Here is a 14,380-nt window from a genome sequence, read left to right as displayed (position 1 = left end):
GTTGGGGCTGGGATGTACGAGGGGCGCGGCAACGGAGTGGCGCGATCCGACACCGCGGGGACTTCCCACGACCGCTTCGCGGAAAGTCCCCGCAGTGTCACCTTCGGCGTCGGCTCAGAGCAGCTTGTCCTTCGCCTTGTAGTAGGCGCCGCCGAACGGCAGGAACCAGGCGGTGCCGTTGTAGAAGGGGACGGGAACCTTGGGGAAGCCGAAGCCGCGCAGCGGGTTGGCCTCCGGCTTGCCGTCCATCATCTCGGCGACCGCGCGGCCCATGTAGGTGGCCATCTGGACGCCGTGGCCGCAGTAGCCCATGGAGTAGTAGAGGCCGTTCACCTCGCCCGCGTGCGGAATGCGGTCCCAGGAGAAACCGACCATGCCGCCCCACACGTAGTCGATGCGCACCCCCGCCAGCTGCGGGAAGATCTCGGTCATCTCCCGCTTGAGGATGTCACCGCTCTTGATGTCGGAGGCCGGGTTGGAGGGGGCGAAGCGGGCCCGGCCGCCGAAGGCGAGGCGGTTGTCCGGCGTGAGGCGGACGTAGTGGCCGACATTCTTGTGGGCGACCAGCAGGCGGCCGTTCGGGATGAGCTCCTTGGCGCGCGCCTCCCCCAGCGGCTCGGTGACGATGATGAAGCTGCCGACGTTGATCAGCCGCTTCCGGAACCACGGCATCGACTTGTCGGTGTAGGCGTCCGTCGCCGCCATGACCTGCTTGGCACGGATGGTGCCGTGCAGGGTCTCCACCAGGAAGCCGCCGCCAGGGAGGCGGGTGAGGCCGGTGGCGGCGTTGCGCTCGTGGATATCGGCGCCGGCACGCTCGGCGGCGTCCGCGAGGCCGCCGACGAACTTGCCCACGTGCAGGCCCGCGCTGAGCGGGTCGAGCAGGGCGCCGTGGTAGTAGTCCGTGCCGAGCTCGGCCCGCAGCTCGCTCTTGCTCAGGACGACCGTCTCGTGGCCGAAGTTCTCGGCCAGGTCGCGCTGCTTGGCCCGCAGGCCCTCGAAGTGCCCGGGCTTGCAGACGGCGCCGAGGCGCCCCGAGCGGTTGAAGTCGCAGTCGATGTTCTCGGTGTGGGTGAGCTCCTCGACGACGTCGACCGCCTCGCGGAAGGCGTCGTACAGCTCACGGGCCCGCTCCTGCCCGTAGCGCTTGCGCGCCTCGGCGGGGCTGATGGTGATGCCCTGGGTGCACATGCTGCCGTTGCGCCCGGAGGCGCCCGAGCCCACCTTGTCCTTCTCGACGAGGACGGTCCGGGCGCCCTTGCGGGCGGCGTGATAGGCGGTGGACAGGCCGGTGAGACCGCCGCCGATCACCACCACGTCCGCCTCGTCGGGCAGGTCCTTTCCGGAACGGTCGGGCAGGGCGGGGGCTGTGTCCAGCCAGTAGGGGATCTGCTTCATGGCGTGCGTCCTCTGTGTTCTCGGTCTGTTTCGCCGTTGCGCCGTCGGTCAGCAGCCGAGCAGCTTCGGCAGGCCCGACAGGTCGGGCAGCTCGTCGTACGGCTGGTAGTCGGCGCTGCCCGGGCGGCCGTAGCGGTTGATCCACACGCGGCGCTTCAGGCCGAGGTCGCGGGTCGGAATGTGGTCGTACTCCCAGCCCTGCGCGGTGTGGATGACCTGGGACGGCTCGACGCCCATGGTCCGGAAGGCGTGCTTGAAGGTCTGCCGGTCCGGCTTGTAGGCGCCGGCCTGCTGGGCGGTGATGACGTAGTCGAACTCGACGCCGATGTTCTCGACGTTCCGCGCGATCAGGTTGTCGTCGGTGTTGGAGATGATGGCGATCTCGTACTTGGTCTTCAGCGCGCGCAGGGCCTCCGGCACCTCCGGGAAGGGGCCGAAGGTGGGGACGGCGTCCACGAGGGCCTCGCCGTCGGAGTCGCGGTACTCCAGGCCGTGCAGGCGCATGGCGTTCTTCAGGCTGGAGGGCAGGATCTCGTGGTAGGGGCGGTAGGCCTCCAGGACGGCCTGGAAGCGCATGACGCGGAAGTCGTCGAGGAACTCGTCGACGTCCAGGTTGTCCAGGTCCAGCCGGCCGGAGTCGGAAAGTATCTTCAGGGTGGTGGGGCCGAGCTGGAAGTCGACCAGGGTTCCATAGGCGTCGAAGGTGACGATCTCTCGCATGGTGTTCAGCCTCTATCTCGCGGTTTTCCAGAGGGAGTGGGGGACTTCAGACGACGCGTTCGCCGGGGGTGACGATCGCGTCCAGGGCGGCCAGGTCGGCCGCGTCGGGGACCCAGTCGGCCGCCGCCGCGTTGGCGGTGACCTGTTCGGGGGTCATGGCGCCGCAGATGACGGAGCCGACGGCGGGCAGGGCGGCGAGTCCGCCCACCGCCACCTGGAGGAGGGTCAGGCCGCGTTCGGCGCCGTACGCGGTGAGCGCCTCGACGCGGTCCAGGGCCTCGTCGGTGAGCCAGCCCTGCCGCCAGGACAGACGGCTGCCGGGCGGCGGCTGCTCTCCGCGCCGGTACTTGCCGCTGAGCAGGCCGTTCGCCAGCGGGTAGTACGGCAGCAGGCCGACGCCGTGGCGCAGACAGGCCGGGATCAGGTCCTGCTCCACGCCGCGGTCGAGCAGGTGGTAGCGGGCCTGGGTGGACACGAAGGCGTCGGTGAGGTGCTCGGCCGGCAGGTTGGAGCAGCCGATGAAACCGATCTTGCCCTCGTCCACCAGCTCCTGAAGCGCGGCCACCGTCTCCTCCAGCGGGGTGACGCCGTCCGGCTCGTGGTACTGGTACAGGTCGATCCGGTCGGTGCCGAGCCGGCGCAGGGACGCCTCGACGGCGTACCGGATGTAGGGGCGGGCGCCGCGTCGGCCGTACTGGTCCGCGTCCGGGCCCATCTCCATACCGAACTTGGTGGCCAGGACGACGTCGTCCCGGTGCCCCTTGAGAGCGGCACCCAAGAGCCGTTCGCCGTCGCCGCGCCCGCTGCCGCTCTCGCCGAACCCGCCGTACATGTCGGCCGTGTCGAACAGGGTGATCCCTGCGTCGAGGGCCGCGTGGACGACGGCCTTCGTGCCGTCCTCGTCGAGGCGGGAGCCGAAGTTGTTGCCACCGACGCCGACCGCGGAGACGGCCGGACCACGCTCGCCCAGGGTGCGGTACCTCATGACCGGTTCCCGAACCCGATGCAGACGTTCTTGGTCTGCACATAGCTGTCCAGGCCTGCCAGGCCCTTCTCCCGGCCCCAGCCGCTGTGCTTGTAGCCGCCGAAGGGGAGCTCGACGCCGGTGCCGACACCGGTGGCGTTGACGTAGACCTGACCGGCCCGGATGCCCTCGGCCAGCCGCATCGCCTTGTCGATGTCGCGGGTCCAGACGTAGGAAGCCAGGCCGTACGGGCTGTCGTTGGCGATGTCCAGGGCCTCTTCGGTTTCGTCGAACTCGATGACGGTGACGACGGGGCCGAAGATCTCCTCGCGGGCGCACCGGGCGTCGTTGGTGAGGCCGGTGAGGACGGTCGGCTCGACGTAGTAGCCGTCGGCCAGGGCCGGGTCGGACGGGGCGCCGCCGACGCGGACCGTCGCGCCCTCCTGTCGGGCCAGGTCCACGTAGCTCAGCACCCGGTCGCGCTGCCGGGCGGCGACCAGCGGGCCGATGTCCGGGTCGGTGAGCCCCGGGCCGACGCGCAGTGAGGCGGCGTGTGAGACCAGCTTGTCGAGGAACTCCTCGGCGCCGCGCTGGAGCAGCAGCCGGGTGCCGGCCGAGCAGGTCTGGCCCGCGTTGCCGAAGGCCGAGGCCGCGATGGCGGTCAGCGCCAGGTCGAAGTCGGCGTCGGCGAAGACGACGACCGGCGACTTGCCGCCCAGCTCGGTGACCGACGGCACCACGTTGGCGGCGGACGCCTGGGCGACCTTGATACCGGTCGGCACCGACCCGGTGAAGGTGACCTGGTTGATGTCCGGGTGGCCGGCGAGGGCCGCGCCGGTCTCGCCGTCACCCGGGACCACGTTCAGCACGCCCGGCGGAAGACCGCACTCGAGGGCGATCCTGCCGATCTCCAGCGGGGTGAGCGGCGCCTCCGGCGACGGCTTGAGCACCACCGTGCAACCTGCCGCGAGTGCCGGAGCCGAGCCCCGCGCGGTGTTCTGCAGCGGGTAGTTGAACGGGATGATCTGGCCGGAGACACCGATCGGCTCACGGACCGTGTAGTCGATCAGGCCGGGCCCGAGAGGGATCGTCGTGCCGCCGAGCTTGTCGGCGGCGCCCGCGTAGAACTCGAAGTAGCGGGCCGCCGCTTCGACATCGGCCTTGGCCTGGCGGAGCGGCTTGCCGACGTCCTGGCTCTCCAGGCGGGCCAGCCGTTCACCCTGGTAGCGGATGGCCTCGGCGATCCGGTACAGGATCCGGCCCCGGTCGGCGGCACGCATCCGGGCCCACTCGGGGGCGGTGAGGGCCGCCCTCGCCGCGGCCACCGCCTGGTCCACGTCCGCCGTGCCGGCCAGCGCCACCCGGGCGATGGCCGTCCCGTCGGACGGGTCCAGGACGGTGAAGGAGCGTCCGTCGGCAGCCGGTCTGTGCTTGCCGTCGATCAGCAGCTCGGTCAACTGAAGTTCGGCGCTCACGGCCGGATCTCCCCCTGCACCTCACCGAAGATGACGACCTCGTCGCCGGGGCGGACCGTACGAATCCGGCGCACCCACAGCACGATGCCCTCCTGCGGGGCGCGGACCTCCTCCAGCGTGTTGCCGTAGTGGTCGGAGATGGTGGCGATCAGGTCGCCTTCCTTGCAGGTCTCCCCCGGCTCGGCGTGCCCGACGAAGAAGCCGCCGGCGGCGGAGCGGGCGAAGGTGCCGGAGACGGTCGTGTAGGTGTCCCGCAGCTGCACCTCGCCGTCGATCATGCGGAACTGGCGCAGGACGTTGCGGATCGAGTTCATGTGCGTCTCGACGTTGGCCTCGCGGTAGGTGCCGCCGCCGACCTCGATGGTGATGGCGGGCTTGCCGGCCGCGAGGGCGGGGTGGCGGACCGTGCCGCCCCACTTGCCGCCCTTCCAGACCAGCTCGTGCCCGGCGGCGAGGGCCAGGTCCGTCGCCAGCTCCTCGTAGCCGCCCTGGAGGATGACGAGCGGGGCGATCTCGCCGTAGGCGCCGCCGGTGTGCAGGTCGACCACGGCGTCGACGGCGGGGACGACCTTCTCGACGAAGGTGGCGGCCAGGCGCTGGGAGTACGAGCCCTCCGCGTCGCCCGGGAAGATGCGGTTGAGGTTGAGGTGGTCGAGGCCGCTGGTGCGGGCCGCCGCCTCGAAGGCCGGGGTGTTCAGGCAGGGGATGCCGACGACGGTGCCGCGCAGGGTGGCCGGGTCGATCTCGGCGAGGACACGGCGGACGGCCTCCTGGCCGTCGTACTCGTCGCCGTGCACGCCCGCGTCCACACACAGGACGGGGCCGTCCTGCGCGCCGTTGACGACGATCAGCGGAATGCCGAGCTCCACTCCGTAGCTGCTGGTGCCGACCGGGATCAGGCCCTGGGCGCGCTCGCCCGGGGCGACGGTCAGCGAATCGATGGAGTACATGTCGTTCCTTCCCAACAAGTGGATCAGATGCGGGCGGACGCCTCGGCGAGGATGTCCGCGAGGATGTCGGCGATACGGTCCAGGAGGAAGCGGTCGCTGATCAGCGGGGGCGCGATCTGCACCAGCGGCGCGGACCGGTTGTAGACGCGGGCGAGAAGGCCGGCCTCGCGCATCCGGCGGGGGATCAGGTCGACGATCAGGCCGGCGCGGGCCAAGTCGCTGAAGCCGCCGTCGTCGAGGTCGCCGGCGAGTTCGCAGGAGTAGAAGAACCCGGTGCCGCGGACGTCGCCGACGATCGGCAGGTCCGTGAGGGACGCCATGCGTTTCGCGAGGTGGTCCTCGAGTCCGCGGACGTTGTCCAGGATCCGGTCCCGCTCCATGATCTCCAGGTTGCGCAGGGCGATGGCCGCGCTCAGCGGGTGCCCTGCGAACGTGTAGCCGTGGTTGAGGACCGCGCCGGGCCGGTTGATGACCTCGGTGACCTTGGTGCCGACCAGGGTGGCCCCCATGGGGGCGTATCCGGCGGTGATGCCCTTGGCGACGGTGACGATGTCCGGGCGGGCGCCGTAGCGGTCGCCGCCGAACCACTCGCCGACCCGGCCGAAGGCCGTGATCACCTCGTCGGCGACGAGCAGGAAGCCGTACCGGTCGGCCAGCGCCCGCAGACCCTGCCAGTAGCCCTTGGGCGGGGTGATGCAGCCGCCGCGGTTCTGCACCGGCTCGGCGATGAGCATGGCGACGGTCTCCGGGCCCTCGGCCAGGATCGTGTCCTCCAGCTCGGCGAGCAGCCGGGCCGTGTACAGGCCGTCGTCCGCGTACTCCGGTGCGAGACCGAAGCGGTTGGTGTTGGACACGAACCGGGTGTCGATCGCCGGCGGGCCGTACGGCTCCGTCAGGCCGGGGTCGTCGGTGAGCGACAGGGTGCCGATGGTCAGCCCGTGGTAGGCGCCGCGCCGGGAGATGGCCTTGGTGCGGCCCGGCTCGCCGCGCAGCGCGTGGTAGCGGCGGGCGATCTTCCAGGCGGTCTCGACGGCTTCGGCGCCGCCGCTCGAGAAGAAGGTGTGCTCGATGTCGACGGGGGCGATCCGGGACAGCCGCTCGGCGAGTTCGATCGCCGTCGGGTGCGCGGAGCCGGTCCACAGCGGGCTGTAGCACAGCTCGCGCAGCTGCTTCTCCGCCGCCTCGGCGAATTCGGGACCGTAGGAGTAGCCGAGCTGGCAGCAGTACAGCCCTGACAGACCGTCGATGTAGCGTCTGCCCTCCGCGTCGTCGACGTACGGGCCCTCCCCTCGCCGGACGACGAGGAGGTCTTCGCCCTTGGGGCCGAGCGAACCGTTGGCGGTCATGTTCAGCAGCAGGTGCCGCTGAGCGACGGTGGTCATATGGCATCGCCTCCGGGGGTGGCGACGCCTGTCGCGGTCTCGACGGACAGGAGGGAGTTCTGCCGTCCGGAGCCGAGCCAGCGCACCAGGGCCACCAGGCCGAGGGCGAGGATCGCGAAGGCGATGAGGATCGCGCTGACCGCGGTCACGCTGGGGTCGATCTCGAAGGTCAGCGAGTTGTAGACCCGCACCGGCAGGGTGACGGTGTCGACCGAGGAGAGGAACTGGGAGATGTAGAACTCGTCGAAGCTGGTGATGAAGGAGAAGATCGCCGCCGCGATCATCCCGGGCGCGGCGAGGGGGAAGGTGATCCGCCGGGCGATCGTGAGACGGCCGGCGCCCATGCTGGCGGCGGCGTCCTCGAGGCGTTCGTCGATGCCGCGCAGGGTCGCGATCAGGATGAGCACCGCGATCGGCGAGGCCAGCACGGTGTGTCCCAGGGCGATGGCGAGCGGGCTGCCCAGCATCGCGGCGGGCTCGAAGAGCAGGAACAGGCCCAGCGCGGTGACGATCTGCGGGATGACCAGCGGTCCGAGGACCAGGGCGTAGACCGCCGAGCGCAGCGGCAGTTCGCTGCGTGTGAGGGCGGTCGCCGCGGTCACACCGATGATCAGTGAGAACACGGTGCTCAGGGCGGCGATCAGGGCGCTCAGTGACAGCGCGGCCGGCCACTTGCTGCCGTCGGCGAACAGCGCCTTGTACCAGTTCAGCGTCCACACTTCCGGCGGGAACTGCGCGAAGGCGTTGCTGCTGAAGGAGGTGACGACGATGACGACGATCGGCAGCGCCAGGAACAGCAGGATCACGGTGGCGACCGCGGTCAGGGCGATCCGTCCGGCGAGGGTCTTGCGCAGCTCCATCATGACGCGCTCCTCTTCTTACGGCTGGCGCCGAGGGAGCTGACGAGCTTGACCAGCAGCAGTCCGGCGAGGGTGAGCAGCAGCAGGATGACTCCCTGGGCGGCCGCTCCGTTCCACTGGTTGTCCTTGGTCACCTGCTGGTTGATGAGGGTGGCGATCATCGTCTGGTTGGGTCCGCCCATCAGGGCCGGGGTGATGTAGTAGCCCAGCGACAGGATGAAGCTGAGCAGTCCGGCACTGGCCAGGCCAGGGGCGACCAGTGGCAGGTAGACCCGGCGGAAGATGGTCACGCGTCCCGCGCCCATGCTGGCCGCCGCGGCGAGCAGCCGCCGGTCCACGCCGCGCATCACGCCGTACAGCAGCAGCACGGTGTAGGGCAGCATCATCGAGGTGGTGCCGATGACCACGCCGAGCTCGTTGTAGAGCAGCTGGTACGGCGCCCCCGGTGCCGACAGGCCGGCCAGGCTCTCGTTCACCAGGCCCTTGTCGCCGAGCATGATGATCCAGCCGTAGGTGCGCACCAGGGCGCTGATGAAGTGCGGGACGACGACGACCAGCATGGCAAGGCCCGCCCACAGGGGCTTGAGCCGGGAGATCGCGTTGGCCAGGAGGAACCCGAAGACGAGGCTGAGCAGCGCCGTCTCGGCGGAGATCCGCAGCGTGGTGATCAGGACGGAGAGGTTGACCCCGGTCAGCGCCTCGACGTACCAGTGCAGGGTGAACGATCCGTCGGCGCTCTTCAGGCTGAGGAGCAGCGTGCTGAAGATCGGGTAGATGAACAGCACCAGCAGGTAGACGACGACCGGCAGGGCGTAGAGGATCCCGACCCGGGTCTTGCGCGAGGCCAGCAGCTTGCGCGGACGGGCGGGGGCGGTGGCGGTGAGGGCGGCCATGGCTCACCCTCCCTGTTCGCTTGGGAAGAGGTTGACGTCCTCGGGGTAGGCGGTGATCCCGACCCGCTCGCCGGCGACGGGGCCGCGGCCGGCCGGTACCTCCAGGCGCAGCAGCGGCGCGTCGCCGCCGTCGACCCGCACACCCGCGCGGACCAGGGTGCCCACATAGGTGGCGGTCTCCACCGTGCCGGTACAGAACCCGTCGTCGGTGGCGCAGGCCCGCAGCCGGCCCGGCTGAACGGCGACCTTCACCTCGGTGCCGGAGGTCAGGTCATGGCGGCGCGCCTTCAGCAGGCCGCCACTTTGCTCGAGGCGGACCAGGGTGTGCTCGCCGTCGTGCTTCTCGATGCGGCCGGGCAGGAAGTTGGCCGCGCCGAGGAAGTCCGCGACGAAGGGGGTCCTGGGCCGCTCGAACAGCTCCCTGGGGGTGTCGAACTGCTCGATCAGGCCGTTGCGCATCACCGCGATACGGTCCGACATGACCAGCGCCTCTTCCTGATCGTGCGTCACATAGATGACGGTCAGGCCCAGTTCCTGCTGAATGGACTTGATCTCCACCTGCAGCTGGTCACGCAGCTTCTTGTCCAGCGCGCCCAGCGGCTCGTCCATGAGGATGACCGGCGGGCGGTAGACCAGCGCCCGGCACAGGGCCACACGCTGCTGCTGACCACCGGACAGCTCGCGCGGCTTGCGGCCGCCGAACCCGGACAGGCCCGCGATCTCCAGCGTCTCCCCGACCCGCCTGCGGATCTCGTCCTTCGCCACCCCGCGCAGGGTGAGCGGGAAGGCGACGTTCTCGCTGACCGTCATGTGCGGGAAGAGCAGGTACTGCTGGAAGACGAAACCCAGGTTCCGCTTCTGCGGAGCGAGCCGGGTGACGTCACGGTCCCCGACGGTAATGGTGCCGGAGTCCGGTTCGCAGAACCCGGCGATCATCATCAGGGTCGTGGTCTTGCCCGACCCGGAGGAGCCGAGGAAGGTGACGAACTCCCCGGCCGCGATCTCCATGGACGCCTCGTCGACCGCGACGACGTCCCCGTACGTCTTGCGCAGGGCCACTACCGACAGCGATTTGCCGGTCGCGGTGGCCGGCTTGCCGCCGGCCACCTCGACGGACGGTGTGGCGACACCGAATTCAGCCACGAGCCCACTCCAACCAGCGCTTGGTGACGGCGGCTTCGTTCTTCAGCCACCAGTCGGTGTCCGTGTCGAAGCCCTTGTCGTAGTACTGCGGCGCGCCGGCGAGCGCGTTGCGCTCGTCTTCGGTGAGCTTCTCGTAGGCCACCGGGGAGGCCGGGTTCGACGGGAATGCCTTGGCCAGGGCGGCTTGGCTCTCGGGACGCAGCGAGAAGTCCATGAGCTGGTAGGCGGCGTCCGCGTTGGCCGCGCCCTTGGCGATGGCGTAGCCCTGGAACTGGCGGCGCATGCCGTTGAGCTGTCTCTCGACCGGGACGCCCTGCTTCTGCAGATCGGCGATCCGGCCGTCCCAGACGGTGGACATCGTCACTTCCTGGCGGCTGAGGAGCACACCGGGCAGCGGGCCGCTGTCCCAGAACTTCTTGATGTCGGACCGCAGTCGGGTCAGCACCTTGAAGGCGCGGTCCACATCGAGCGGGTACAGCTTGTCCATGGGGACACCGTCGGCCAGGAGCGCGAACTCCAGCTCCGGCAGGTCGCCGTCCGGGTTGCACATCGAACGGTTGCCCTGGAACCCCTTGGTGTCCCAGAAGTCCGCCCACGTCTCGGGTTTGCGGCCACCGAAGGCGTCGGTGCGGTACGCCATGCACTGGCCGTAGAAGCTGTGGCTGATGGCATGGTCGGTGATCTGGTTCTCGGGGATCTTGGCGCTCTTCAGGCTCTTGATCCGGTCGCGGTCCAGCGTCTCCAGGGCGTCCTGGGCCACGTACTTGGTGTGAGACATCATCGTGATGTTGATGAGGTCGCACTGCGGGCGGCCCTGCCTGATCTGGGCGAGCAGCGGGGCGTCGTCGAGGTTGAGCACCCTGACGTTGATCCCGGTCTCCTGGGTGAAGGGCGTGTAGATCGCCTTCTGCAGGGCCGCACCGTAGGAACCGCCGCTGTCGCGGACGACCACCGTCTTGCTGCCCTTCCCACCGGTGTCGGTGGAAGCGCTGCGGCTGGTGCCGGTGCCGCATGCGCTGAGGGCGGTCGCGGCGGCGAGACCCGCCGTGGCTCCGCCGACGCCGCGCAGGAAGAGCCTGCGGTCTATACGGGCGTCTCTCATGGTGTGCCTCCTGGAGGTGGTGCTACGGGGAAAGAGGTACGGCTGGGGATGGGGGTCTAGGGGCGGGGGTCCGCCTCGTCGGATCCGCGGCCCATGCCGGGGACCGGGAGGGTGTCGGATCGCGTGGCCGCGTCGGGGTCCCACGGGATGGCCAGGGCGGCCAGTTCGGTGCCGGGGGCGACGGTGAGGCCGTGCATGCCGTAGAAGATCCGCCCGTCGGCCGGGGCGTGGACCGTGTGCTCCCGGCCGTCGGCGGGGTCGACGATGCGGCCGAGGACGTCGCCCTTCGCCACTTCGCCTATGACGTCGCCGTCGAAGGAGAACTCCGGGTACCACAGACCGGTGGCCTCGGATGTGACTCCGGCGGACCAGACCCATTCGCGGATCGGCGCCGGGGCCGAGCCGTCCTGGTCGAGGACACCCAGGTGGCGCAGTGCCGTGAGCAGGCCGTCGACGCGGCGGAGGGCCGTGGGCTCGTCCCGCTGCCCGAGTGAGCCCACCTCGACCAGGACCGCCGAGATGCCCCGGCGGGCGGCGGCCGCGTGGCTGTTGCCGCCCTCGGCCGTCAGCCCGAGGACGACGTCCTCGATGCCGAAGGAGCCTGCCAGTTCGGCCGTGGCCTTGTCGAGGTCGGGGTCACCGGTGAGGCGGTAGCCGACGAAGTCCCGCAGGACCTGGTCGATGCCGCCGCAGTGCAGGTCGATGTAGACGTCGGCGCCGTCGACGAGGTGGGTGAAGAGCCAGGCGGCCAGCCGCTCGGTGGGGCCGCCGTCCGGGTCGCCGGGGAAGACGCGGTTGATGTTCACGCCGTCGACCGGGGAGACGTTGAGCCGGCCCTGGTACACGGCGTTGGGGTTGGCGACCGGACAGATGATCACCTGTCCGTGCACCTCACCGGGTTCCAGCAGGCTTGCCAGGCGCGCGGCGGCGTCGATGGGCGTGAACTCGCCGCCGTGCACTCCCGCGGTGATGACGACCCGAGGGCCGGGGCGGGTGCCGTTGACCAGGGTCAGCGGGATGTCCGCGGTGAGGGTGCCGAGGTCGGCCCGGACGGTGCCGCGTGCCTTGGTGCCGGGCTGGGCCTCGAGGGAGCCTACGCAGAGGGTGGTATCGCTCATGGTCATGCCTCCGTACGGCCGACGGTGGAGATGAAGTCGATGGGCTGCGGAGAGGCGCCGTCCAGCGCGAGGTCGGCGGCGATGTCGCCGAAGGCGGGCGCGAGCTTGAAGCCGTGGCCGGAGAATCCGGCGAGCAGGACGACGTTCTCGGCGCCGGGCAGCGGGCCGACCAGTGGGCGGCTGCTCTCGGTGTAGCCCTCCATGTAGACGGAGAGCCGGGTCGGGTCCGGGTGCAGGTCCGGGAGGTAGCGGCCGATCAGCTCGCTGAAGATCTCCAGCTCCTCCGGCTGCACCGTCCGGTCCAGCTGGTTGGGGTCGCCGGCGGGGCGGTGCAGGGCGCGGGAGAGGCCGAGCTTGACCGACACACCGTCCGGGGAGGGCAGGCCGTAGCAGTGGGTGGGCGCGGTCCGGATGAAGGCAGGTCGCTCCTCACCGAACCAGGCGTCGGTGGTGGGCACGAACCAGGCGCTGACGAGGCGGCGGACGTCCACCTCCCACGGCAGGTCGGGCAGCAGGTCGTTGACCCAGGGGCCGGGGGTGACGACGGCCGTGTCGAAGCGCTCGCTGCCGGCGTCGGTGCGGATCTCCACGCCGCCCGCGACGGGGACGATCTCGCGGACCGTGGTGTAGCGGTGGATCACGGCGCCCAGCTGCTCGGCGCGGCGGGCGGCGGTCTGGATGGTCAGCTCGGGGCGGATGAAGCCGGCGCGGCGGTCGAGCACGGCCGCGTCGCCTTCCTCGATGCGGTACTGCGGGAAGCGCTTGGCGAGGGACTCGGCGTCCAGCACCTCGTGGTCGAGGCCGTGCTCGGCGATGGACTCGAGAACCGTCGCCATCTGGTGGTGATCGGTCGGTCCCATCAGCAGGCACCCGGTCAGACGGCGCAGCTCGCGGCCGGTCTCCCCCTGGAGCTGGTCATACAGGGAGTCGGCGTGCTTGAGCAGGGGGACGTAGCGGGAGTCCTCGAAGTGGGCGCTGCGGAAGATCCGGGTCTCACCGCCGGCGGCACTGCGGTCGTGGCCGGGGGCGTACCGGTCGTAGCCGACGACCTCGGCGCCGCGGGCCGCCAGCCGCCAGGCGGCCTGGCTGCCCATAGTTCCGACGCCGACGACGGCGACGCGCTTCCTGGCAGCTGACACAGGACTTTCCTTTCGTATCGCCGGGGCGCATGCTGAGCCCCCGACGTGAGGCTGATCGATTCGAGGTTGTTCAGACGGGGGCCGGGCCCTTCGTCAGGCCCACAGCTCGCAACCGTCGTGTCTTGGAGTTCCGGCTCATATCTCCGGGATCTCTCCCGGTCGAGCCGTGCCACATCGTGGAACGCTGTGCTAGAATCTGGCACAGACAATGACAGCGGCTTAGAGGGGAGTCAAGAGGGTGTCCAGCAGAAATTCCGAGGATTAACGGGGGGAAACCGGATGGAAATGAAGAGCGTCACCAGGTCATTGCGCATCCTTGAGGCGGTCGCCCAGCATCAGCCGGTCACCGTCGGGGAGTTGACGAAGCTCTTCGGAATCCCGAAGTCCACGGTGCAGCGCACCCTGGTCACACTGGCGGAGGCCGGCTGGCTGCGAGCCAACCGCAGGGACACCACTCGCTGGGAGATCGGCGCCCGGGTCCTGGCCGTACGGCCCGCCGCCCTGCAGGGGTCCAGCCTGTTCGCCGCCGCCCGCGAGCCCATGATCCGCCTCCGGGACGCGGTGAACGAGACCATCCACCTGTCGGTGCCCGACGCCCTGCAGTGCATGGTCGTGGTGGACCGCGTCGACTGCGACCACGCCGTACGGACCTTCCACAGCATCGGCGACACCTCTCCGCTGCACGCCACCGCCGTCGGACGCGCCATCCTCAGCCACCTCCCGAAGCAGGACGTGGAGGAACTCATCGCGCAGGGGCTGGAACGGTTCAGCGACACGACCCCCGCCGACCCCGACGAGCTGCGCGCCGAGCTGGACCGCATCCGCGCGGACGGTTACGCGATCAACACCAACCAGTACCGCCCGGGCGTCTGCGCCCTCGCCGCGCCCGTACTCGAGGAGAGCGGAACACCGCTGGCAGCCGTGGCCATCTCGATGCCCGACTCCCGGTACGACGCGGACCGGGTGCCCGAATGGGGCCGCCTCGTCGCCGGCACGGCCGCGGAGATCACCGGGCGCCTGGCGGGCGCCTGAGCGGGAGGCGGTGACCCAAGACCCGCGGCGGCAAGGGCCGGCTCGCACGCCCCGGCGTGGGAGCCGGCCCTCAGTGCATCTCGAGGCTGCCACCACCCGCCCCCGCCCCAAGGAGGGGCCGGACACAGGGCGATCGCCCCACGCGGCGCGGTACAGCGCCGTTCGGGCGCCATCGCCGTTCATTGCCGTTCATTCGCCGCCCTT

13 protein-coding genes are annotated in these 14,380 nt (G+C 70.3%); 1 reads left to right on the top strand and 12 read right to left on the bottom strand.

All coding sequences use genetic code 11. The features are described from left to right. Positions 1–114: 114 nt before the first annotated feature. The 12 genes from IE263_RS42965 to solA are packed head-to-tail and all read right to left on the bottom strand — an operon-like array spanning position 115 to position 13,144. Positions 115–1,398, bottom strand: coding sequence for an NAD(P)/FAD-dependent oxidoreductase (locus IE263_RS42965; RefSeq protein WP_189943564.1), 1,284 nt, complete (start codon positions 1,396–1,398; stop codon positions 115–117). A gap of 48 nt (positions 1,399–1,446) precedes the next feature. After that, positions 1,447–2,118 carry a haloacid dehalogenase type II gene (locus tag IE263_RS42960; protein WP_152787970.1) on the bottom strand — a complete coding sequence of 224 codons (672 nt, stop codon included), beginning with the start codon at positions 2,116–2,118 and terminating at the stop codon, positions 1,447–1,449. 46 nt (positions 2,119–2,164) lie between these two features. Continuing rightward, positions 2,165–3,103, bottom strand: coding sequence for an aldo/keto reductase (locus IE263_RS42955; RefSeq protein ID WP_189943563.1), 939 nt, complete (start codon positions 3,101–3,103; stop codon positions 2,165–2,167). Continuing rightward, the gene (locus tag IE263_RS42950; RefSeq protein ID WP_189943562.1) at positions 3,100–4,557 is read right to left on the bottom strand and encodes an aldehyde dehydrogenase family protein; all 1,458 of its coding nucleotides are present in this window, start codon (positions 4,555–4,557) and stop codon (positions 3,100–3,102) included. The genes IE263_RS42955 and IE263_RS42950 overlap by 4 nt, the downstream gene beginning before the upstream one ends. Next, a complete protein-coding gene (locus tag IE263_RS42945) occupies positions 4,554–5,507 on the bottom strand; it encodes a succinylglutamate desuccinylase/aspartoacylase family protein (RefSeq protein ID WP_189943561.1) in 954 nt (317 codons plus the stop codon). Before IE263_RS42945 ends, IE263_RS42950 begins: the two co-directional genes overlap by 4 nt. A gap of 23 nt (positions 5,508–5,530) precedes the next feature. Then, complete coding sequence (locus IE263_RS42940) at positions 5,531–6,889, bottom strand: aminotransferase class III-fold pyridoxal phosphate-dependent enzyme (RefSeq protein WP_189943560.1); 1,359 nt, start codon at positions 6,887–6,889, stop codon at positions 5,531–5,533. Next, positions 6,886–7,752: an ABC transporter permease gene (locus IE263_RS42935; RefSeq protein ID WP_189943559.1), complete on the bottom strand. Its 867-nt coding sequence runs from the start codon at positions 7,750–7,752 to the stop codon at positions 6,886–6,888. The genes IE263_RS42940 and IE263_RS42935 overlap by 4 nt, the downstream gene beginning before the upstream one ends. After that, entirely contained in the window at positions 7,749–8,642 is an 894-nt protein-coding gene (locus IE263_RS42930; RefSeq protein WP_189943558.1) for an ABC transporter permease, read from the bottom strand. Before IE263_RS42930 ends, IE263_RS42935 begins: the two co-directional genes overlap by 4 nt. Before the next feature lie 3 nt (positions 8,643–8,645). Next, positions 8,646–9,785 carry an ABC transporter ATP-binding protein gene (locus IE263_RS42925; protein ID WP_189943557.1) on the bottom strand — a complete coding sequence of 380 codons (1,140 nt, stop codon included), beginning with the start codon at positions 9,783–9,785 and terminating at the stop codon, positions 8,646–8,648. Further along, on the bottom strand, positions 9,778–10,887 hold the full coding sequence (locus tag IE263_RS42920) for an ABC transporter substrate-binding protein (RefSeq protein WP_189943556.1): 1,110 nt from the start codon (positions 10,885–10,887) through the stop codon (positions 9,778–9,780). Before IE263_RS42920 ends, IE263_RS42925 begins: the two co-directional genes overlap by 8 nt. A 56-nt stretch (positions 10,888–10,943) precedes the next feature. Beyond that, entirely contained in the window at positions 10,944–12,005 is a 1,062-nt protein-coding gene (locus tag IE263_RS42915) for a succinylglutamate desuccinylase/aspartoacylase family protein (RefSeq protein ID WP_229911486.1), read from the bottom strand. A 2-nt stretch (positions 12,006–12,007) separates the two neighbouring features. After that, positions 12,008–13,144 carry an N-methyl-L-tryptophan oxidase gene (solA, locus tag IE263_RS42910; protein ID WP_189943554.1) on the bottom strand — a complete coding sequence of 379 codons (1,137 nt, stop codon included), beginning with the start codon at positions 13,142–13,144 and terminating at the stop codon, positions 12,008–12,010. 285 nt (positions 13,145–13,429) lie between these two features. Between solA and IE263_RS42905 the strand changes: the two genes are divergently transcribed. Next, entirely contained in the window at positions 13,430–14,176 is a 747-nt protein-coding gene (locus IE263_RS42905; RefSeq protein WP_189943592.1) for an IclR family transcriptional regulator, read from the top strand. Positions 14,177–14,380 lie beyond the last annotated feature (204 nt).

Origin of the sequence: Streptomyces aurantiogriseus (assembly GCF_014649375.1) — a bacterium.
Taxonomy (GTDB): domain Bacteria; phylum Actinomycetota; class Actinomycetes; order Streptomycetales; family Streptomycetaceae; genus Streptomyces; species Streptomyces aurantiogriseus.
Note: the sequence above shows the minus strand (reverse complement) of the source record. Positions and strands in the feature narration are given on the sequence as shown.

Excerpts from the sequence above, each read along its gene's own strand:
- IE263_RS42935 (WP_189943559.1), bottom strand. The coding sequence starts at position 7,752 with ATGATGGAGCTGCGCAAGACCCTCGCCGGACGGATCGCCCTGACCGCG.
- IE263_RS42905 (WP_189943592.1), top strand. The coding sequence starts at position 13,430 with ATGAAGAGCGTCACCAGGTCATTGCGCATCCTTGAGGCGGTCGCCCAG.
- IE263_RS42920 (WP_189943556.1), bottom strand. The coding sequence starts at position 10,887 with ATGAGAGACGCCCGTATAGACCGCAGGCTCTTCCTGCGCGGCGTCGGC.
- IE263_RS42945 (WP_189943561.1), bottom strand. The coding sequence starts at position 5,507 with ATGTACTCCATCGATTCGCTGACCGTCGCCCCGGGCGAGCGCGCCCAG.
- IE263_RS42960 (WP_152787970.1), bottom strand. The coding sequence starts at position 2,118 with ATGCGAGAGATCGTCACCTTCGACGCCTATGGAACCCTGGTCGACTTC.
- IE263_RS42915 (WP_229911486.1), bottom strand. The coding sequence starts at position 12,005 with ATGAGCGATACCACCCTCTGCGTAGGCTCCCTCGAGGCCCAGCCCGGC.
- IE263_RS42965 (WP_189943564.1), bottom strand. The coding sequence starts at position 1,398 with ATGAAGCAGATCCCCTACTGGCTGGACACAGCCCCCGCCCTGCCCGAC.
- IE263_RS42940 (WP_189943560.1), bottom strand. The coding sequence starts at position 6,889 with ATGACCACCGTCGCTCAGCGGCACCTGCTGCTGAACATGACCGCCAAC.
- IE263_RS42930 (WP_189943558.1), bottom strand. The coding sequence starts at position 8,642 with ATGGCCGCCCTCACCGCCACCGCCCCCGCCCGTCCGCGCAAGCTGCTG.
- IE263_RS42955 (WP_189943563.1), bottom strand. The coding sequence starts at position 3,103 with ATGAGGTACCGCACCCTGGGCGAGCGTGGTCCGGCCGTCTCCGCGGTC.